This window comes from Bradyrhizobium sp. WBOS07 (genome assembly GCF_024585165.1).
GTDB classification, from domain to species: Bacteria; Pseudomonadota; Alphaproteobacteria; order Rhizobiales; family Xanthobacteraceae; genus Bradyrhizobium; species Bradyrhizobium japonicum_B.
The window spans coordinates 1,765,744-1,785,603 of the sequence record NZ_CP029008.1 but is presented as its reverse complement, the minus strand read 5'-3'; the positions used below and the strand labels follow the sequence as shown (position 1 = coordinate 1,785,603).

18 protein-coding genes are annotated in these 19,860 nt (G+C 65.7%); 9 read left to right on the top strand and 9 right to left on the bottom strand.

What is annotated here, in order from left to right:
- Window positions 1–4 precede the first annotated feature (4 nt).
- Together hemA and DCM79_RS08335 are read left to right on the top strand one after the other, a co-directional pair.
- Window positions 5–1,234, top strand: coding sequence for a 5-aminolevulinate synthase (gene hemA, locus DCM79_RS08340; protein ID WP_257179482.1), 1,230 nt, complete (start codon window positions 5–7; stop codon window positions 1,232–1,234).
- Window positions 1,235–1,576: 342 nt separating this feature from the next.
- Window positions 1,577–5,086, top strand: a complete 3,510-nt coding sequence (locus DCM79_RS08335) for a hybrid sensor histidine kinase/response regulator (protein WP_257180719.1) — start codon at window positions 1,577–1,579, stop codon at window positions 5,084–5,086.
- Window positions 5,087–6,184: 1,098 nt separating this feature from the next.
- Here DCM79_RS08335 and DCM79_RS08330 read toward each other — a convergent pair.
- The 3 genes from DCM79_RS08330 to DCM79_RS08320 form a co-directional block, all read right to left on the bottom strand.
- Window positions 6,185–6,739, bottom strand: a complete 555-nt coding sequence (locus DCM79_RS08330) for a cytochrome P460 family protein (RefSeq protein ID WP_257179481.1) — start codon at window positions 6,737–6,739, stop codon at window positions 6,185–6,187.
- Between the two features lie 72 nt (window positions 6,740–6,811).
- Window positions 6,812–7,840 (bottom strand): alpha/beta fold hydrolase, encoded by a 1,029-nt coding sequence (locus DCM79_RS08325; RefSeq protein ID WP_257179480.1) that lies wholly within the window; start codon window positions 7,838–7,840, stop codon window positions 6,812–6,814.
- A 35-nt stretch (window positions 7,841–7,875) separates the two neighbouring features.
- On the bottom strand, window positions 7,876–8,292 hold the full coding sequence (locus tag DCM79_RS08320; protein WP_257179479.1) for an organic hydroperoxide resistance protein: 417 nt from the start codon (window positions 8,290–8,292) through the stop codon (window positions 7,876–7,878).
- 198 nt (window positions 8,293–8,490) lie between these two features.
- Here DCM79_RS08320 and DCM79_RS08315 point away from each other — a divergent pair, with 198 nt between their 5' ends.
- Window positions 8,491–11,331, top strand: a complete 2,841-nt coding sequence (locus DCM79_RS08315; RefSeq protein ID WP_257179478.1) for a winged helix-turn-helix domain-containing protein — start codon at window positions 8,491–8,493, stop codon at window positions 11,329–11,331.
- Between the two features lie 7 nt (window positions 11,332–11,338).
- Here DCM79_RS08315 and DCM79_RS08310 read toward each other — a convergent pair whose 3' ends face one another.
- The gene (locus DCM79_RS08310; RefSeq protein ID WP_257179477.1) at window positions 11,339–12,010 is read right to left on the bottom strand and encodes a response regulator transcription factor; all 672 of its coding nucleotides are present in this window, start codon (window positions 12,008–12,010) and stop codon (window positions 11,339–11,341) included.
- Between the two features lie 343 nt (window positions 12,011–12,353).
- Between DCM79_RS08310 and DCM79_RS08305 the strand changes: the two genes are divergently transcribed.
- The gene (locus tag DCM79_RS08305) at window positions 12,354–13,979 is read left to right on the top strand and encodes an MFS transporter (protein ID WP_257179476.1); all 1,626 of its coding nucleotides are present in this window, start codon (window positions 12,354–12,356) and stop codon (window positions 13,977–13,979) included.
- A 121-nt stretch (window positions 13,980–14,100) separates the two neighbouring features.
- On the opposite strand, the gene DCM79_RS08300 is transcribed toward DCM79_RS08305, so the two are convergent.
- The 3 genes from DCM79_RS08300 to DCM79_RS08290 all read right to left on the bottom strand — a co-directional run bounded on the left by DCM79_RS08300 (window position 14,101) and on the right by DCM79_RS08290 (window position 15,729).
- Window positions 14,101–14,574 carry a secondary thiamine-phosphate synthase enzyme YjbQ gene (locus tag DCM79_RS08300; RefSeq protein ID WP_257179475.1) on the bottom strand — a complete coding sequence of 158 codons (474 nt, stop codon included), beginning with the start codon at window positions 14,572–14,574 and terminating at the stop codon, window positions 14,101–14,103.
- A 154-nt stretch (window positions 14,575–14,728) separates the two neighbouring features.
- Window positions 14,729–15,277, bottom strand: a complete 549-nt coding sequence (locus DCM79_RS08295; RefSeq protein WP_373568111.1) for a hypothetical protein — start codon at window positions 15,275–15,277, stop codon at window positions 14,729–14,731.
- Window positions 15,274–15,729, bottom strand: coding sequence for a hypothetical protein (locus DCM79_RS08290; RefSeq protein ID WP_257180942.1), 456 nt, complete (start codon window positions 15,727–15,729; stop codon window positions 15,274–15,276). Before DCM79_RS08290 ends, DCM79_RS08295 begins: the two co-directional genes overlap by 4 nt.
- On the opposite strand from DCM79_RS08290, the gene DCM79_RS08285 reads away from it, so the two are divergent.
- The 5 genes from DCM79_RS08285 (at window position 15,637) to DCM79_RS08265 (ending at window position 18,274) form a co-directional block, all read left to right on the top strand.
- Window positions 15,637–16,011 (top strand): AtpZ/AtpI family protein, encoded by a 375-nt coding sequence (locus DCM79_RS08285; protein ID WP_257179473.1) that lies wholly within the window; start codon window positions 15,637–15,639, stop codon window positions 16,009–16,011. The two genes, DCM79_RS08290 and DCM79_RS08285, sit on opposite strands and share 93 nt — an antisense overlap.
- 109 nt (window positions 16,012–16,120) lie before the next feature.
- On the top strand, window positions 16,121–16,870 hold the full coding sequence (locus DCM79_RS08280) for a F0F1 ATP synthase subunit A (protein ID WP_257179472.1): 750 nt from the start codon (window positions 16,121–16,123) through the stop codon (window positions 16,868–16,870).
- A gap of 53 nt (window positions 16,871–16,923) precedes the next feature.
- Window positions 16,924–17,154: a F0F1 ATP synthase subunit C gene (locus tag DCM79_RS08275; RefSeq protein WP_007599451.1), complete on the top strand. Its 231-nt coding sequence runs from the start codon at window positions 16,924–16,926 to the stop codon at window positions 17,152–17,154.
- A gap of 65 nt (window positions 17,155–17,219) precedes the next feature.
- Window positions 17,220–17,783 (top strand): F0F1 ATP synthase subunit B', encoded by a 564-nt coding sequence (locus DCM79_RS08270; protein ID WP_257179471.1) that lies wholly within the window; start codon window positions 17,220–17,222, stop codon window positions 17,781–17,783.
- Window positions 17,784–17,788: 5 nt separating this feature from the next.
- Window positions 17,789–18,274 carry an ATP F0F1 synthase subunit B gene (locus DCM79_RS08265; protein WP_028134056.1) on the top strand — a complete coding sequence of 162 codons (486 nt, stop codon included), beginning with the start codon at window positions 17,789–17,791 and terminating at the stop codon, window positions 18,272–18,274.
- 209 nt (window positions 18,275–18,483) lie between these two features.
- Here DCM79_RS08265 and DCM79_RS08260 read toward each other — a convergent pair whose 3' ends face one another.
- Both DCM79_RS08260 and DCM79_RS08255 read right to left on the bottom strand, forming a co-directional pair.
- On the bottom strand, window positions 18,484–19,128 hold the full coding sequence (locus DCM79_RS08260; RefSeq protein ID WP_257179470.1) for a hypothetical protein: 645 nt from the start codon (window positions 19,126–19,128) through the stop codon (window positions 18,484–18,486).
- A 122-nt stretch (window positions 19,129–19,250) separates the two neighbouring features.
- Window positions 19,251–19,838: a GNAT family N-acetyltransferase gene (locus tag DCM79_RS08255; protein WP_011084002.1), complete on the bottom strand. Its 588-nt coding sequence runs from the start codon at window positions 19,836–19,838 to the stop codon at window positions 19,251–19,253.
- Between the last annotated feature and the right edge of the window lie 22 nt (window positions 19,839–19,860).

Genomic DNA, 19,860 nt, shown 5'->3' with positions numbered 1-19,860 from the left:
GCCGATGGATTACAAGCAGTTCTTCGATTCCGCCCTCGATCGTCTCCACGCCGAGCGACGCTACCGCGTGTTCGCAGACCTCGAGCGCACCGCCGGCCGATTCCCGCACGCGGTCTGGCACTCGCCCAAGGGCAAGCGCGACGTCGTGATCTGGTGCTCCAACGATTATCTCGGCATGGGCCAGCACCCGAAGGTGGTCGGCGCCATGGTCGAAACCGCAACGCGCGTCGGCACCGGGGCCGGCGGCACCCGCAACATCGCCGGCACGCATCATCCGCTGGTCCAGCTCGAGGCCGAGCTCGCCGATCTCCACGGCAAGGAAGCCGCGCTGCTGTTCACCTCGGGCTATGTCTCGAACCAGACCGGCATTCCGACCATCGCAAAGCTCATTCCGAACTGTCTCATTCTGTCGGACGAGCTCAACCACAATTCGATGATCGAGGGCATCCGCCAGTCGGGCTGCGAGCGGGTCGTGTTCCGCCACAACGACGTGGCGCATCTCGAGGAGCTGCTGAAAGCGGCCGACCCGAACCGTCCGAAGCTGATCATCTGCGAAAGCCTCTATTCCATGGACGGCGACGTCGCTCCGCTCGCCAAGATCTGCGATCTCGCCGAGAAGTACGGCGCGATGACCTATGTCGACGAGGTCCACGCGGTCGGCATGTACGGCCCGCGCGGCGGCGGCATCGCCGAGCGTGACGGCGTCATGCACCGCATCGACGTGCTCGAAGGCACCCTCGCCAAGGCGTTCGGCTGCCTCGGCGGCTACATCGCCGCCAACGGCCAGATCATCGATGCCGTGCGCTCCTATGCGCCGGGCTTCATCTTCACCACCGCGCTGCCGCCTGCGATCTGCTCGGCGGCGACCGCCGCGATCAAGCACCTGAAGGCCTCGAACTGGGAGCGCGAGCGCCACCAGGACCGCGCCGCCCGCGTCAAGGCGATCCTCAACGCCGCCGGCCTGCCCGTGATGTCGAGCGACACCCATATCGTGCCGCTGTTCGTCGGGGATCCCGAGAAGTGCAAGCAGGCATCCGATCTCCTGCTCCAGGAGCATGGCATCTACATCCAGCCGATCAACTACCCGACGGTCGCCAAGGGCAGTGAGCGGCTGCGCATCACGCCCTCGCCCTATCATGACGACGGCCTGATCGATCAGCTCGCCGAAGCTCTGCTGCAGGTGTGGGACCGCCTCGGCCTGCCGCTGCGCGCCAAGTCGCTGGCGGCGGAGTAGGTCTTTCTTACCCTCCCCTGGAGGGGTCCGGGACGAGCGTAGCTCGCCCGTGGGTCGCTACGCCTGCAGCGAAGCGGAATGCGTAGCGGGGTGGGGTGACGGTGTCTCCACATCCAATACTGCCCGAGTGGATAGATCACCCCACCCCGCTCGCGCTACGCGCGATCGACCCTCCCCCTCCAGGGGAGGGTAAGTCCCAGCATCCGCATTCCCACCTTAACGAAACCCCCGATTCCGGCTGCTGCCCGGCATTTCGCTGTCGCTTCGCCCCGTCCAACGCGCTAGATTTGCAGGGAAAATGAGCGCGGGCGCCGCCGGTGCCCAGGGAGACGCGTGCTCGCCATGCTGCACGATTGGGGCGTGATCGCCGCCGCCTTCGGCTATATCGGCTTTCTGTTCCTGGTGGCGAGCCATGGCGACCGCCGCTCGCCGGCCGGGCGCGGTCGTGCCCCCGGGCTGATCTATCCGCTGTCGCTGGCGATCTATTGCACGTCCTGGACCTTCTTCGGCTCGGTCGGCTTCGCCACCCGCACCTCGACGGACTTCCTCGCCATCTATGTCGGCCCGATCCTGATGATCGGGCTCGGGGCCGGCGTCCTGCGCCGCGTGATCCAGCTGGCGAAGGCCCACAACATCACCTCGATCGCCGACTTCATCGGGGCTCGCTACGGCAAGAGCCAGGCGGTAGCGGCGACCGTCGCCGGAATCGCGATCATCGGCTCGGTGCCCTACATCGCGCTTCAGCTCAAGGCGGTCGCCTCCTCGCTGGAGACGATCCTGAGCGAGGACCAAGCCTTCTCCCACATCCCGCTGATTGGCGACGTCGCGCTGATGGTGACGCTGGCGATGGCGGCCTTCGCCGTGCTGTTCGGCACCCGGCAGACCGACGCCACCGAGCACCAGCACGGCCTGATGCTGGCGGTCGCGACCGAATCCATCATCAAGCTGGTCGCCTTCCTCGCCGCCGGCATCTTCGTCACCTTCTGGATGTTCTCGCCGCAGGAGCTGATCGAGCGTGCCATGAAGACGCCGGAGGCGGTGCGCGCGATCAACTACTCGCCCTCGATCGGCAACTTCCTCACCATGACGCTGCTGTCGCTGTGCGCGATCATGCTGCTGCCGCGCCAGTTCCACGTCAGCGTGGTCGAGAACTCCTCCGACGCCGAGGTCGGCCGCGCGCGCTGGCTGTTCCCGCTCTACCTCGTCGCCATCAATCTGTTCGTGATCCCGATCGCGCTTGCCGGCCTCGTCACCTTCCCGTTCGGCGCGGCCGAACCCGACATGTACGTGCTGGCGTTGCCGATGGAAGCCGGCGCGGATCTGCTCAGCGTCGTCGTGTTCGTCGGCGGCCTGTCCGCGGCCACCGCGATGGTGATCGTGGAATGCGTCGCGCTCTCCATCATGGTCTCGAACGACCTCGTGGTGCCCCTGGTGCTGCAGCGGCGGCCCGAGGGGCGCACCGGCGGCGCCGATTTCAGCAACTTCCTGCTGCGCTCGCGGCGGCTCGCGATCTTCGCCATCATGGTGATGGCCTATTTCTACTATCGCGCGCTCGGCAGCACCCAGCTCGCCGCCATCGGCCTGCTCTCCTTTGCCGCCATCGCACAGCTTGCTCCGAGCTTCTTCGGCGGATTGTTGTGGCGGCGCGCCACCGCGCGCGGCGCGATCGGCGGCATGCTGGTCGGCTTCGCGGTGTGGCTCTACACGCTGTTCATGCCGAGCTTCATGGACTCCTCGACCACGGGGATCCTGCTGCTCCAGCACGGCCCGTTCGGCATCGAGGCGCTGCGGCCGCAGGCGCTGTTCGGCGCCGACCTGCCGCCCCTGATGCACGGCGTCATCTGGTCGCTGTCGCTCAACATCCTGACCTATGTGCTGCTGTCGCTGGCGCGAAGGCCCTCGTCCATCGAGCTGCTGCAGGCCGACCTGTTCGTGCCCGATACGCTTGCGCCGATCTCCCCCAGCTTCCGCCGCTGGCGCACCACGGTCACCGTGCAGGACATCCAGACCACGGTGGCGCAATATCTCGGACCCGACCGTGCGCGGCACTCCTTCGAGGCCTTCTCCGCGCAGCGCAATCTGCGGCTCGAGCCGGGAGCTCCCGCCGATTTCGAGCTGTTGCAGCACGCCGAGCACCTGATCGCCTCCTCGATCGGAGCTGCCTCCTCCCGCCTCGTGATGTCGCTGCTGCTGCGCAAGCGCACCGTCTCGGCCAAAGCCGCGCTCAAGCTGCTCGACGATTCGCACGCGGCGCTGCATTTCAACCGCGAGATCCTGCAGACCGCGCTGAACCACGTGCGCCAGGGCATCGCGGTGTTCGATGCCGACCTGCAGCTGATCTGCTCCAACCGGCAGTTCGGCGATCTCCTCAATGTCCCCCCGCACATCGTCCAGTTCGGCACGCCGCTGCGCGAGATCCTGGAATTCATGGACGCGAGCGATCCGGACCGTCAGGCCAACAGCGAGGCGATGATCGAGCAGCGGCTCGCGGCCTACACCACCGACAGCGAGCCGTATCTCGAACGCCTGCCGGAACGCCACATGGTGATCGAGGTGCTCACCAACCGCATGCCGGGCGGCGGCTTCGTCATCACCTTCACCGACGTCACGCCGAGCTTCGAGGCGGCCGAAGCGCTGGAGCGCGCCAACGCCACGCTGGAGAAGCGCGTGCGCGACCGCACCGAGGAGCTGACGCGGCTGAATTCCGAGCTCGCTTTGGCCAAGAGCGCGGCGGAAGACGCCAGCATCTCCAAGACCCGCTTCCTCGCCGCCGCCAGCCACGACATCCTCCAGCCGCTGAACGCGGCCCGGCTCTATGTCACCAGCCTGGTCGAGCGCCAGCACAACGGCGAGGAGACGCGGCTGGTCGAGAACATCGACGAATCGCTGCAGGCTATCGAGGAGATCCTCGGCGCGCTGCTGGACATCTCCCGGCTGGACGCCGGCGCGATGACGACCTCGATCTCGAGCTTCAAGATGGCCGATCTGATGCGCTCGCTGGAGATCGAGTTCGCGCCGATCGCGCGGGCCAAGGGCCTCGAGCTCGTCTTCGTGCCCTGCTCGCTGCCGGTCGAATCGGATCGGCTCCTGCTGCGCCGCCTGCTGCAGAACCTGATCTCGAATGCCATCAAATACACCCCGCGCGGCCGCGTGCTGGTCGGCTGTCGCCGCCAGGGCACTTCGCTCAGGATCTGTGTCTACGACACCGGCGTCGGCATCCCGCCGGTCAAGCGCGGCGAGATCTTCAAGGAATTCCATCGCCTGGAGCAGGGGGCGCGGATCGCGCGCGGCCTCGGCCTCGGACTCTCGATCGTCGAACGGCTGGCGCGGGTGCTCAAGCACGGCATCGCCATCGACGGGACTGCAAGCGGCGGCTCGGTGTTCTCCGTGACGGTGCCGACGGCGAAGGCGATCACCCACACCGCCGCCGTGACCAGTGCGACGCCGCTGGCGCACACGCCGATCTCGGGCGCGCTGATCGTCTGCATCGAGAACGACGCGGCGATCCTCGACGGCATGCGGACGCTGCTGAAGGCGTGGGACGCCGAGGTGATCGCGGTCGCCGATCCCGAAGGCGCGATCGCGGCGATCGAAGCGGCTGGACGGCGCGTCACCGGCCTCTTAGTCGACTACCATCTCGATCGCGGCAACGGCATCGCCGCGATCCGCGAGATCCGCCGCCGTTTCGGCGACGGCATCCCCGCGATCCTGATCACCGCCGACCGCAGCCCCGCCGTGCAGGTCGCCGCACGCGACGAGAAGGTCGCCGTGCTCAACAAGCCGGTCAAGCCGGCCTCGCTCCGCGCCCTGCTCGGCCAGTGGCGCACGCAGCAGATGGTGGCGGCGGAGTGAGGCGCGCAATTGCGAGCGCCCGCCACGTGAACACTCCGTATCCCGGACAAGCCGGAACGCGCCAGCGTTGCGGCGCCGAGCCGGGACCCAGAGCGGCACGGCACTGCGCGGCGAGATGGGCCCCGGCTCTGCAGCGCACCGCACCGGACGATGCTTCGCATCGCCGGGGGACGCTGCGCTGTGTCCGGGCACGAGAGCTGAGATGAACAGCTCTCTCCGCGCCATTTGGCGCGTCAGAAATCCCACCGCGGTGCCGTAGGGTGGGCAAAGGCGCACTTGCGCCGTGCCCACGATCTCTCTCCATGAGCAACAAGGCGTGGGCACGCTGCGCTTTGCCCACCCTACGAGATCGCGGTTGTGGCAGGCAGCTCGAGTCGCAGACTGAAACCGGCATTCCCACGTGCAGACACGCCTTCGCGTTCTCGCGGCGCAATTCGCCCGAGTTTTGCGCTCGCGTCACGCCCTCTTGGAGAAAGGGCGCAGGGAAGGCCGGGTGCTGACCGGCACCCGCGGTCCGCTGCGCGAAATGCACACGCAGGAAGAACCGCACAGCAGCATACAGGTGTGGCCAATCACTCGGCCTTCCCTGCGCGATGGTCGGACGGCTTATGCCGTGCTCTCCCGGGAGCCGAACTTTCCCTCTGGCCTCCCTCGCCTCACGGAAGTCGCCGATATGGCACCGGTTGGCGCCATGTCGCCTCCGCAAGGCTTGACCGTAGCAACGACGGCCAGGACCACACGGTTTTGCCGTACGCACACAGCGCCGTTCGTACAACGCGGCTTGCGAGAGAGCTCACGGGGATCGGCTCAATCCATCACCCCGCCCTGCGTCTCGCATCCGCGACGGCGCCAATGCGTCCACCGCAGCCTGATCCGCGGCTCGTGACGACGTACGACCGCCCCTCTTCGCAGGATCAGAGTGGCCGACACCTACGACAAATCCGAATTTCGGTCAAACAGAATCTTTTGTCTCGGCCGGTTGACCCAGCTGTTGCTGTTTTGCCCGCCGGACCACGCTAGAGGTTGGGTGGCTTGGGCGGTGTAGCGCCGAAACGTGCGCGCTGCGGATGGCGGAATATTTGCCGGCCGAGGTCCGTTTCAGGGCGCCAGCCGCGTGAAGACGTAGTCGCGGCTCCTCGCGCGGGCTTCGTGACAGCCCCAGCAGGCGCGGTGCTGGGCCTCGTCGACCGGCTTGCCGTTGACGAAGCGGCCAAAGCCCCAGCCGCCGGTTGCGGCATATTTCTTGGAATCCTTGACCATCACCTGGACCGTGGTGGCGGCGCCGGGAATCGTCGCTGATGCAAACTCGGGCGATTGCTTCCGCTTCCAGGCGCGCTTGACCAGGATGGTGCCGTCGGGGAATGGAAGCTTGCCGGCCTGATAGGCGTCGATTGCGGTCTGGTTGCCGACAACGGCGCGAAGCTCGTCGAGCGGCGCGGCCTCTTGGGCCGGTGCGATGAGTTCCCATTGCTTGTAACCCGACGGAATGGTGACGCCGAAGATCGGCGAGGCCTCGACCGTGCCAGGTCCCTCGGCAAGAGCGATCGAGACCAGATATGGCACGCAAGTCAGGAGAACGACCAGAAGCAGCACAGCCAGCGTGATCGCCGCGGCATAGGATCTCTTGTTCTTTTCGGATTCGATCGGCGTCATGAGATTTCTTCAGGCTGGGAGGACGACACATCCCCGGTCCAGCCACGCTGGACCGAGGCATCGCATGAATGATCAGGCGCCGTCGGCGTCGATGACGGCCTTGGCAAAGGCTTGCGGCGCTTCCTGCGGCAGATTGTGACCGATGCCGCCGGTGATCAGCCGAAACTCGTACCGGCCTGAAAACTTCTTGGCATAGGCGCTGGGGTCAGGATGCGGCGCGCCATTGGCGTCGCCTTCCATCGTGATCGTCGGCACATCGATGACGGGAGCCACCGCCAGCTTCTTTTCGAGCTGCTCATATCTCGCTTCGCCCTGGGCGAGCCCGAGCCGCCAGCGGTAATTATGGATCGTGATCGCGACATGATCCTTGTTGTCCAGCGCCGCGGCGCTGCGGGCGAAGGTGGCGTCGTCGAACGTCCATTGCGGCGAGGCGAGCTTCCAGATCAGCTTGGCGAAATCGTGCGTGTACTTCTCGTATCCGGCGCGGCCGCGCTCGGTCGCGAAATAGTACTGATACCACCATTGCAGCTCCGCCTGCGGCGGCAACGGCATGTTGCCGGCGGCCTGGCTGGAGATCAGGTAACCGCTGACCGACACCAGCGCGCGGCAACGCTCCGGCCACAGCGCGGCGATGATGTCGGCGGTGCGTGCGCCCCAGTCGAAGCCGGCGATAACAGCCTTCTTGATATCGAGCTTGTCCATCAACGCGATGATGTCGGAGGCCATTGCAGCGGGCTCGCCGTTGCGCGGCGTCTCACCGGACAGGAAGTGCGTCGAGCCGTAACCGCGCAGATAGGGGATGATCACGCGATAGCCCGCTTTTGCCAGGATCGGCGCGACGTCGACGAAGGCGTGAATGTCGTAGGGCCAGCCATGCAGCAGGATCGCCACGGGACCATTCGAAGGACCAGCCTCGGCATACCCGACATTGAGGACGCCGGCGTCGATCTGCTTGATGGCGCCGAAGGACGCCTTCGATCCGAATGATCGCGGCGCTTCCGTCTCCGCGCGCACGAGGTCGATCGCGCCGAGGCCGGCGGCGATGGTTCCTGCGGCGATGCCGAAGAAGTTGCGGCGCTGATGGTCGATCATCTGCTTCATGATGTTGTTACCTTGTGGTGATGGGTGCTGGTGCGTCAGATCAGCGCGACCGTGACGTCGATGTTGCCGCGAACGGCCTTGGAGTAGGGACAGGTCTGATGCGCATCATCGACGATGCCACGCGCGATCTCAGGGTCGAGACCTGGCAGGCTGACATTGAGCCGTGCCCGGAGCGAATAGGCGCCGTCGTCGAGCACGAGATCGATCTCCGCATCGACAGCGCATTTCCTGGGAAGCTCGATCTTGCGCTTGCGGGCCGCGATCTCCATCGCGCCTTCGAAGCAGGCCGACCAGCCGGCGGCGAACAGTTGCTCGGGATTGGTGCCGATGCCTGCGCCGCCCGGCGGCGACAGCTTGACGTCAAGCCGGCCATCGGAGCTGCGCGACATGCCGCCGTGCCGCCCGCCGCTGGTGTGGGTCCTGGCCGTGTAGAGTGTCTGCGCCTGCGTCATGAAGCTCTCCTTGCCGTCACGCCACCGACTAGCAGTGGCCGCGACGGCACACCCGTTTGGACTTGTGAGAAATTGTGAGGTCGCATCTTGCCGGCGTCAGAAGGCCTGCATCCGCGGTCTGTTGGCGATGCAGGGACGGCCTTGCCCGATCGCGCTCATCTGGCTATCGGGTCCTGTCGAAAGGACCAGGATTTCGCCATGACCGAGCCGGCCGGAACCGCGACCGGAACATTGTCGTTCGGGCCATTCTCCGTGACGCCGCATGAAAGGCTGGTGATGCGCGACGGCGTCGCGTTGCCGCTCGGCGCGAAGGCCTTCGACACGCTGATGGCGCTGATGTCGCGCCCGAACCAGGTCGTCAGCAAATGGGACCTGATGACGTTGGTGTGGCCCGGCCTCACGGTCGAGGAGGCCAATCTGCGCTTTCACGTCGCAGCGCTTCGCAAGGCGCTCGGCGACGGCAAGGATGGCGCCCGCTACATCACGACGCTCTCCGGCCGCGGCTATTGCTTCGTGGCGCCGATCTCGCGCACAAATATCGCGCAGGCGCCGCGCCCCGCAGCGAGGCTGGAATTGCCGCCCGTGAAGCTGCCGAACCGCTTGCAGCGGATGGTCGGGCGCGAGGATGCGATCGCCGCGGTCTCCGACAAGCTCGTCGCCTCGCGCTTCGTCACGATTGCCGGCCCCGGCGGCGTCGGCAAGACGGCGGTCGCCGTAGCGATCGCGCACGATCTGCTCGAAACGTTCTCCGATGCCGCGCACTTTGTCGATCTGGGCGCGCTGAGCGATCCCGATCTCGTGATCACCTCGATCCTGCTGATGCTTGGTCTGCCGGCCGAGACCGAGGACCCCCTGCCCGCGCTGCTCGCGCATGTCAGGGACAAGCGGATGCTGCTGATCCTCGACAATTGCGAGCACGTCATCGCCACGGCCGCACCGCTGGCTGCGGAGATCTTCCACGCGGCGCCGCAGGTCCATATCCTCGCCACCAGCCGCGAAGCCCTGCGCGTCGAGGGCGAGCAGGTCTATCGGTTGGCCCCACTCGCCGTTCCGCCCGACAATTCCGGACTGACGGCCGCCGCAGCGCAGACCTATCCCGCACTTCAATTGTTCCTCGAACGTGCCACGGCCGGCGGCGCGCAAATCACGCTCGACGACGCAAATGCCGAGATCATCGCGCGGATCTGCCGCAAGCTCGACGGCATGGCGCTGGCGATCGAGCTCGCCGCCGGCCGGGTCGAAGCCTACGGCCTGGAGCAGACGGCCGCGCTGCTGGACGAGCGCCTCAATCTGCTCTGGCAAGGCCAGCGGACGGCGCCACCCCGGCAGAAGACATTGCAGGCCACGCTCCACTGGAGCTACGGATTGCTGTCGGATCTCGAACGCCTCGTGCTGCGCAGGCTTGCGGTCTTCGCCGGGCATTTCACCATCGACGCAGCGCTCGAGGTCGTGCCGGACCAGCGCGTCGATCATGCCCGTCTGTTCGACGCCATCGACGGTCTCGTTGCCAAATCGATGGTCGCGCCGCGACCGATCGGCGCCATGATGCGCTACCGTCTGCTCGACACGACGCGCGCTTACCTGCTCGAGATCGAACCTGATGACGCGGCGCTCGCTGCCCGCCACGCGACTTACTACCGGCGATGGCTGGAACAGGCCGGCATGACATGGGCCACGGTGCCGAGCCCGGACGAACGCGCGGCTCACTTCTCGGCACTTCACAACGTGCGCGCCGCGCTCGACTGGTGCTTCGGCGCGAACGGCGATCCCGGCATCGGCATTGCGCTCGCCGCCGCCGCGGCGCCGATCTTCCTGGCGATGTCCTTGCTGATCGAATGCCGGCGCTGGTCGGAACGCGCGCTGCTGGCGTTGGCGCCCTCCGCGCGCGGCAGCAGCGAAGAAATGCACATCCAGGCCGCCCTCGGGCTGACCTTGATGTTCACGCGCGGCGGCAGCGAAGCGGCGCGCGGCGCGTTGAGCCGGAGCCTTGCGATCGCCGAAGCGCATGGCGACGACATCAACCGGCTCCAGCTGCTCGGCCGCATGCATATCTTTCACGAGCGGATGGGCGAGTTCGACGCCGCGCTCGGTTACGCGCGAGAGAGCCTCGCGGTCGCGAGATCGCTGGGCGACCCCGCCTCGGTCGCCCTCGCCCATTCGCTCCTCGGCGTCTCGCTGCATCTGGCCGGCGAGCATCGCAGCGCGCGCGAGATGCTGGAGATCGCCTGGGAAGGACCCGGCACGGAACGGATCAGCACCGTCTACGGCTTCGATCATCGTAACCGGGCCGGCATCACGCTGGCCCGCGAGCTCTGGTTACAGGGCCGGCCCGCAGATGCGCGGCAACTGGCGCAGCAGACGGTCGCCGAGGCCGCGCAGATGGATCACCCGATCACGCTCTGTATCGCGCTGATCTGGGCGGTTTCGATCGACCTCTGGAGCGGAGACCTCGACGGCGCGGACGAGAACATCGACCGTTTCATCGCGCATGCCAATTCGCGCTCGATGGGCCCCTATCTCGCGGTCGGCCGGGGCGTCAAGGGCGAGCTCGCGATCCGGCGCGGCGACGCCGCCGGTGGCGTCGAGACCATCAGGACCTGCCTGCGCGAGCTGCACGATGCCGGCTACGAGCTGCTCACCACGACCTTCAACATCGCGCTGGTGCAGGGCTTGCTGGCGCTCGGGCAGATCGAGCAGAGCGCAGAGCTGATCGACGATGCGATCCGCCTCGTCGCGCGGAGCGGCGATCACCTCTATATGCCCGAGCTGCTGCGCATGAGGGCCAGCGTCTTGGCGGAGAAGCCGGAGCCGCGGATCGAGGACGCAGAGGCCAGCCTCATGCAATCGCTCGAACTCAGCCGCGCCAAAGGCGCGAAAGCCTGGGAGCTGCGAGCGGCAATCGATCTCGCCGGGCTCTTCGACGAACGCGGCCAGCACGAGCAAGCGAAGCGATTGCTGCGATCATCCCTCGACGGCTTTGCCGAAGGCTCCGAGACGGCGGACATCAGGGCTGCCGATGCGCTCCTGAAGAGGCTGTAGCAGGGGGTCAGCCCGTCGGCGTGCCCTGCCTCCACTGGCCGCCGGCGATCTTGGCGGCCGCGATCACGGCCTGGGTGCGGCTCTCGACGCCGAGCTTTTGCAGGATGGCCGAGACATGCGCCTTGATGGTGGCCTCGGAGACCCCGAGCTCATAGGCGATCTGCTTGTTGAGGAGACCCTCCGACAGCATCATGAGGACCCGGACCTGCTGCGGCGTCAGCGTCACCAGCCGGTCGCGCAGGCGCGTCATGTCGGGATCGCCAGCTGCGGACAGGTCGGTATCGGCCGGAACCCAGACGTCGCCTTCCATCACCTTGAGGATGGCGTCACGCAACGTCTCGACGCCGAAGCGCTTCGGAATGAAGCCGGACGCGCCGAAATCGAGCGAGCGGCGGATCGTGGCGCTGTCGTCGGAGGCCGAGACGATCACCACCGGAATCGCCGGATATTGTGCGCGCAGATAGATCAGGCCGGAAAAGCCGGAGATCCCGGGCATCGAGAGGTCGAGCAGGATCAGGTCGACGTCCGAGGACTGTTCCAGGAGCTTGGTCAGATCCTCGAACGATCCGGCTTCGTCGATTTGGGCCGAGGTCAGGACGCCGGCCACCGCCTGTCGCAGCGCGTCGCGGAACAGCGGATGGTCATCGGCGATGACGAGATGGGTCGATGGAGCGTTCATCGTTCTCTTGCTGTCGTTCGCAGGCCGGCGAACCGATCCCGGGGTGCGGCAATTCTTCCCCGAGCGGCCGTGGCATGCAAGTGCACATTATCCCTTTGCCGCAAAGGGGTTAATCCCGGAGCCCCCCTAACATCGCGCACCGGCGCCCGATACCGCGCATCAGCTGCGCGTCAGTGCGCAAGGCCGAAAGTCGTATTGGGGCGGGTTTCACGCCGATGTTACCTTATGGCCAAGACCTGGGTCGATCCGGCACGTCCGGACGTCCGGGGCGCGAGGGAAACGCATTTTTGGGGAGCGATCCAACATGACGACAGTGGCTGTGTCTGAAACACGCGCGGGAGGTATGACGAAGGACGAACGCTTCGTCATTCTCGCCTCCTCGCTCGGTACCGTCTTCGAATGGTACGACTTCTATCTCTACGGTTCGCTGGCCGGCATCATCGGCGCGCAGTTCTTCTCGGCCTATCCGCCGGCAACCCGCGATATCTTCGCGCTGCTGGCGTTTGCCGCGGGCTTCCTGGTCCGTCCGTTCGGCGCCATCGTGTTCGGCCGTGTCGGCGACATCGTCGGCCGCAAATACACCTTCCTCGTCACCATCCTGATCATGGGTCTGTCGACCTTCATCGTCGGCCTGCTGCCCAACGCGGCCACCATCGGCATCGCGGCTCCGATCATCCTGATCGTGCTGCGCCTCGCCCAGGGCCTGGCGCTCGGCGGTGAGTATGGCGGTGCGGCCACCTACGTCGCGGAACATGCGCCGAACGGCAAGCGCGGCTTCTACACCTCCTTCATCCAGACCACTGCAACTCTCGGCCTTTTCCTGTCGCTGCTGGTGATTCTGTTCACCCGCACCGCGCTCGGTGAGGCCGATTTCGCAGCGTGGGGCTGGCGCATTCCGTTCCTGGTCTCGGTGCTGCTGCTCGGCATCTCGGTCTGGATCCGGCTTCGCCTCAACGAATCACCGGTCTTCCAGAAGATGAAGGAAGAGGGAAAGAGCTCGAAGGCGCCGCTGACCGAAGCCTTCGGCAACTGGCAGAACGGCAAGCTCGTGCTGCTCGCGCTGCTCGGCGGCGTGATGGGCCAGGGCGTGGTCTGGTACACCGGCCAGTTCTACGCGCTGTTCTTCCTGCAATCGATCCTGAAGGTCGACGGCTACACCGCCAACCTGCTGATCGCCTGGTCGCTGCTGCTGGGCACCGGCTTCTTCATCGTGTTCGGCGCGCTCTCGGACAAGATCGGCCGCAAGCCGATCATCCTCGGCGGCTGCCTGATCGCGGCGCTGACCTTCTTCCCGATCTTCAAGATGATCACGTCCAACGCCAACCCGGCGCTGGAGAAGGCCATCGAGACGGTCAAGGTCGAAGTGGTGGCCGATCCCGCCGGCTGCGGCGATCTGTTCAATCCGGTCGGCACCCGCGTCTTCAGCGCGCCTTGCGACACCGCGCGCGCCTACCTGTCGCAATCGTCCGTCAGGTACACGACGGCGCCGGGTCCGGCCGGCTCGGGCGTGAAGGTCGTGGTCAACGGCAAGGACGTGCCCTACACCAACGCCAAGGACAGCAACCCGGCGGTTCTCGCCGCGGTGCAGGCGGCCGGCTATCCCAAGGCGGGTGACGCGGCCATCGTGAAGATGTCGCATCCGTTCGACATCTTCCGTCCGCAGGTGGCGGCGATCGTCGGCCTGCTCTTCATCCTGGTGCTGTTCGTCACCATGGTGTACGGCCCGATCGCGGCGATGCTGGTCGAACTGTTCCCGACCCGCATCCGCTACACCTCGATGTCGCTGCCCTACCACATTGGTAACGGCTGGTTCGGCGGCTTGTTGCCGGCGACCGCCTTCGCCATCGTGGCCTCGACCGGCGACATCTATGCCGGCCTCTGGTACCCGATCATCTTCGCCTCGATTACCGTCGTGATCGGCTTCCTCTTCCTGCCCGAGACCAAGGACGTCGACATCAAGGGCACCTGATCGAAAGCACCGATCTCAACCAGCACCAACCGGCCGCGGTCTCCGCGGCCGGTTTTGTTTTATGTCAGCTTTTGCTTTGTTTCTCGGCGCGAGCCGGCGGCCACCTGGCTCGAAAAACGCTCTACTGATTGCAGCCGACGAATTGCAGCACCACCTCGCGGCGGTGCGGGCGCTTGCGATGCTCTATCAGATAGATCGCCTGCCAGGTGCCGAGTGCGAGCCTGCCGTTCAGAACCGGGACCTGAAGCGAGGTCCCGGTCAACATCGTCTTGACGTGGGCCGGCATGTCGTCCGGTCCTTCGGTGTCGTGGGTCCAGCCGGCATTCTCCGGCGCGAGCCGGGACAGCGCCGTGGCGAGGTCGACGAGCACGGAAGGGTCGGCGTTCTCCTGGATCGTCAGCGAGGCCGAGGTATGGCGGATGAACAGCGTCAGGGCACCGTCGCGGGCGCCAACCTCGTCGATGAATCTTGCAGCTTCGCTGGTGAGATCGGTGAAGCCATGGCCCGATGTCTGCACCGTCAGCAGGGAGGATGAGATGGTGGTGACTTGCACCGTCGACGGCGCCGAGCGTGTGACGGATTTGGTGGATATCATGAAAGGTCCCTCAACTCGGAAAGCTGTCGTAGGGTAGGCAAAGCGAAGCGTGCCCACGTCTTTCCTCATCGTCGTATAGATTTCGTGGGCACGGCGCTTTGCGGCCTTTGCCCACCCTACGAGAGCTCAACGTGTCGAGGGCTTCAACGGGTCCTCAAATCCTCCCCGACACGTCCCTCTGCACGCGGTTGGCCATGTCGATCAGCCGCCGCCAGGCCTTTTCCAGAAACGACATCACGCGATCGACGTCCTGGTCGCTCGGCAGCGGAATCTCGATCTTGCGCTCGCCCTCGGCGCTCTCGGGTTCGGCGTTCCTGGGCTCGGCTTTCTTCAGCGGATCGGATTTCGGCAACGCCTCGTCGACCTTGCCCGACACCGTCGGCCCCGCCGCAAGCTGCCCCTTCAGCTTCTCGACCTCGGCCTGGAGCCTGCCGATCTCGGCGTCGAGCGCGGTCCGTTCGTCGGGCACCGCATAGCAGGCCCAGCCGGCGCCGTTCTTGGTGCAGGTCGAGACCGTGCCGGTGCGGGTGTCGAGCCGGAGCACGCCCTCAGGGATGGGCGTCATGCTGTAGCGACCGTTTTCGCCGTCGGGCGCAGATGGCGCAGCCATCAGACCCCCGCCGATCGCGATCGCCGCGGCGAACGCTGCCGCTGCAAGCCAGGATCCTGGGAAGGATGTTGTGGATGACATCACTGGTCTCATCGCGCTCTCCGCCACGACGCATGGGTGGCAATCCGATAAATTCTACACCCCGGCAAAGCGATCCGCCGCCCAAAATGCACACCGACATCAACGATCCCTGCGGCGTCTTCGATCCCGACAGCGCGTCGAAAGCGTGGCCGCAGCCGCCGATCCTGCGGCACGCTGCTGCGGTGCGGCGTCACGCTGTGTGCAGCGCTGCCGTTCGCGCCGATATTGTCAAATAAATCAGCTACATAACCGAAAGCGACGCAATCGTGACTTGGCTTGACTTGATTATAGGCCATCAGTATGGTCCGCGCGGCTTTTGAGGGTGGCGGGCGTAATTTCCATTCAGCCGCGGCGTTTCGGGTCTTTGTTGCATGACACAGGGCACGGGACACGGTGGGAATGGAGATCGCGATAGATCGTCCGAGGAAGCTGCGCTTTCCGAACGGCTCGGAAGTCTTGATCACAGGTTGTCCGAATTTCGCGACCGCCGGACCAAGACCGAGCAACCCGCAGGTGAAGGTGGAGACGGAGCGGCCAGAGCCTCGGCGATGGCGCTTGGTTTCCGACTATCCTCGGAGTTGATCGCCGGCGTCGCTGTCGGAGGGGGGATTGGCTGGGGCTTCGACCGCTTGCTGTCGACCTCGCCTTTCGGGTTTATCGTGTTCCTGTTGCTGGGCTTCGTCGCCGGCGTGGTGAATGTGGTGAGAACGGCAGGCGCGGGTCAGAACAGGCGCGGTGGATCTTAGCCGATCCGCACCAGCAGAGTGATCGTGCCGGTCTTGCCGGCACGGGCCGGCCCGGCCGGCAGACCGAGACCCGCCGGCATTGCCCGGCAGACCAAGAGATGCCGCGCTGATGAAAATCGATCCGATCCACCAGTTCAACATCGAGCCTCTCTTCACGCTGGGCCATATCGGCAATCACACGATCGCCTTCACCAATTCGTCGCTCTATATGCTGGTGGCGGTGGCCATCATCTCGATCCTGATGCTCGCCAGCGGCACCCAGCTGGTTCCCGGGCGCCTGCAGTCGATCGCCGAGATCTCCTACGAATTCGTCGCCTCGACCATCCGTTCGACGGCCGGCACGGAAGGCATGAAGTTCTTCCCGCTGATCTTCTCGCTGTTCATGTTCATCTGCGTCTCGAACCTGGTCGGCATCATCCCCTACACCTTCACGGTGTCGAGCCATCTGATCGTCACCGCAGCGCTGGCGCTGCTGGTGTTCTTCACGGTCCTGATCTACGGCCTCTACAAGAACGGCCTGAAGTTCTTCAAGATTTTCGTTCCCCACGGCGTCCCCATCTACATCCTGCCGCTGGTCATGTTCATCGAGATCCTGTCGTTCTTCCTGCGGCCGGTCTCCCACAGCGTCCGTCTCTTCGCCAACATGCTGGCCGGCCACATCGCGCTGAAGGTCTTCGCGGGCTTCGTCGCCATGCTCGGCTTCTCGCTTGGGGCGCTGGGCTGGGTCGGCGGCGTGCTGCCGCTCGCTCTCACGGTCGCGCTGACGTCGCTGGAGCTGCTGGTCGCGTTCCTGCAGGCCTACGTGTTCGCGATCCTGACCTGCATCTACCTCAACGACGCCATTCATCCGGGACACTGAACGGTCCGGGGAATTTCCACCCACCACCCAATCTTTCTTCCAAGGAGTCTAAAATGGATCCGGCAGCAGCAAAACTTATCGGCGCGGGCATCGCGTGCATCGGCATGGGCGGTGCGGGCGTCGGCGTGGGCGTGATCTTCGGCAACTACCTCGCCGCAGCCGTCCGCAACCCGTCGGCCGCTCAGGGCCAGTTCGGCAACCTGATCTTCGGCTTCGCCGTGACCGAAGCGCTCGGCATCTTCTCGCTGCTGATCGCGCTGTTGCTGCTGTTCGTTCCGCTCTGAGGACGACGTTTTTCGCGCCGTTCCAGTCCCTGGGACGGCGCGTGTGACAGCAACAGGAGAACTCCATGGCTGAGAGTCATGGCGGCGCAAAAGGTCCGGCGGGCGCTCATACCGAGGCTGACGGTGGTCACCACGGTGGCGGCTTTCCGCCGTTCGAGAGCAGCAGCTTCGCTTCACAGCTGGTGTCGCTCGCGATCTTCTTCGTCCTGCTTTACGTGATCGTGTCCAAGCTCGCTCTGCCACGCATCGGCGGTGCGATCGAGGCGCGTCAGAACAAGATCGAGGGTGACCTCGCCGAGGCGCAGAAGCTGAAGGATCAGTCCGAGGCGGCGCTGAAGGCCTACGAAAGCGAGCTCGCTGCGGCGCGCGCGCGGGCGCAGGCGATCGGCAACGAATCCCGCGACCAGGCCAATGCGCAGGCCGAGGCCGAGCGCAAGGCGCTGGAACAGCAATTGGCGGCCAAGCTTGCCGGGGCGGAGAAGACCATCGCCTCGACCCGCGCCACCGCCATGAGCAACGTCCGCGGCATCGCGGCCGATGCGGCCGGCCAGATCGTGCAGCAGCTGACCGGCGTCGTTCCCGACGCTGCCTCGGTCAATGCCGCGGTCGATGCGTCCCTGAAAGGTTAGTCGAGATGGTCTTCGAACCTGAATTTTGGGTCGCCGTCGCCTTCGTGATCCTGATGGTCGTGTTCGGCTATCTCGGGGTCTTCAAGACGGCGATGACCGCGCTCGATCATCGTGCCGCCCGCATCAAGGCCGAGCTCGACGACGCCCAGCGCCTCAAGCAGGAAGCCGCCAAGGTGCTTGCCGACTACAAGGCGCGCACCGCCTCGGCCGAACGCGAAGCCGCCGAGATCATCGCCAACGCCAGAAGCGAAGCCGAGCGCATCGCGACTGATGCCAAGGCGAAGATGGAAGACTTCGTGGCACGCCGGACCAAGACCGCGGAGAGCAAGATCGCGCTCGCCGAGGCCCAGGCGCTGGCCGATGTCCGCGCCGCAGCGGCGGAAGCCGCCGTCCAGGCCGCCTCGACGATCCTGTCGCAGTCGGTCAAGGGCCAGGTCGCCGACGATCTGCTCGCCAAGGGCATCAGCGAAGTCCGGCAGAAGCTGAACTGAGGGTCCTGCCTTCACCAATCAGAAAGCCGGCGCGATGAGCGCCGGCTTTTTTGTTTGGCGACACATCATCCACAAATGCGGCGTCATCACCCGCGAAGGCGGGTGATCCAGTATTCCAGAGGCAGTGGTGATTGAAGCGAGAAGCCGCGGCGTACTGGATTGCCCGCCTTCGCGGGCAATGACGGCTGAGATTGCCGCAACATCTTGCCCTATTTCTTCTTCCGCCCCTTCGGCTCGGGCGCGAGCGCCTGCGGGTCGAAGCCGACATAGAAAATGTAGTTGTCGGCGACCGCGGGGGCCGGCATCGGATAGGTCATATCCTCGATCACGAAGGTAAAGGGCACGCTGCCGCCCGGGGTCATGTCGACCGTGGTCCGGTAGGCCTTCGAGGCGATCACCTTCTCGCCGACGCCGCCCTGCACGACCGCGAAGCGCAGCGGCACCTCGACGGAGGCAGGCGCACCGGCGGGACCGGCGATGACGCGGCCCTGGATGCCGATCCGGGCCGTGATGCCGGCGCTGCTGCGGGCACATTCGCGCGCCATCTTGGTGATCGAGGCCTGGAAGCGAATGTCGTTGCCGACGGCCGGCTTGCCCGGGACGCCAACCGCGTAGGTCGAGGCTCCCGCGCGCACCGTCACCTGGGGGCAATCGAGCTCGTCTTCGGCCGGCTGGCCGGGCGCAGGCTTCGGCTCGGCCGGCTCGTCGGACTTGCCGCCGAACAGGCTCTTGAAGCGGTCGGTCAGAGACTGGGCCTTCACCGGCGGGACAGAGGCGAGCACTACCGACAATGCCAGCGCGATTCCCCCTCCCAGCCGCAACGCATTCCGCGATGACCGAAGCTGCTGCACCATCAACGCCTATACTCCAATGACAATTGTCCGGCCGATCGCGGTCCGGGGCATGCGGTTATATCGCCAAAATCGGCGAACCCAAGGCAGCAAAAAGGGGGACTTGGCCGCATGAATCGGGCCGCTCAGCCGCGGAAATCCTCGTGCAGGAGGCCGAACAGCAAATGATCCTGCCAGACCCCGTTGATGCAGAGATAGCGGCGGGCGAGCCCCTCGCGTGAGAAGCCGCACTTTTCCAGCACCCGGATCGACGGCGCATTGGTGGGGATGCAGGCGGCCTCGACCCGGTGCAGGTTGAGCTCGCCGAACAAGGTCGGCAGCAGCACCCGCAGCGCGGCCGTCATGTAGCCGCGATGGGCATGAGGCTGCCCCACCCAATAGCCGATGGTGCCGGCCTGCACGATGCCGCGGCGGACATTGGCCAGCGTGATGCCGCCGACCATGGCGCCGTCGAGCTCGCGGAAGATCAGAAAAGGATAGGAACGGTCCGCGGCGATGTCCTCGGAATAGCGGCGCAGACGGCGGCGGAAGCCCGAGCGGGTGAGATCGTCCGACGGCCAGATCGGCTCCCAGGGCGTCAGGTAGTCGCGGCTGGACTCGCGCAGATGAGCCCATTGCAGGAAGTCCGACATCTGCGGTGCGCGCAACAACAGCCCGTTGCCGCGCGGTGCGAGGGCGGCGGGTCCACTGGACGGCAGGCGAAAGAGGGCCATGGTGATGCTTCCGGGGGCGGGC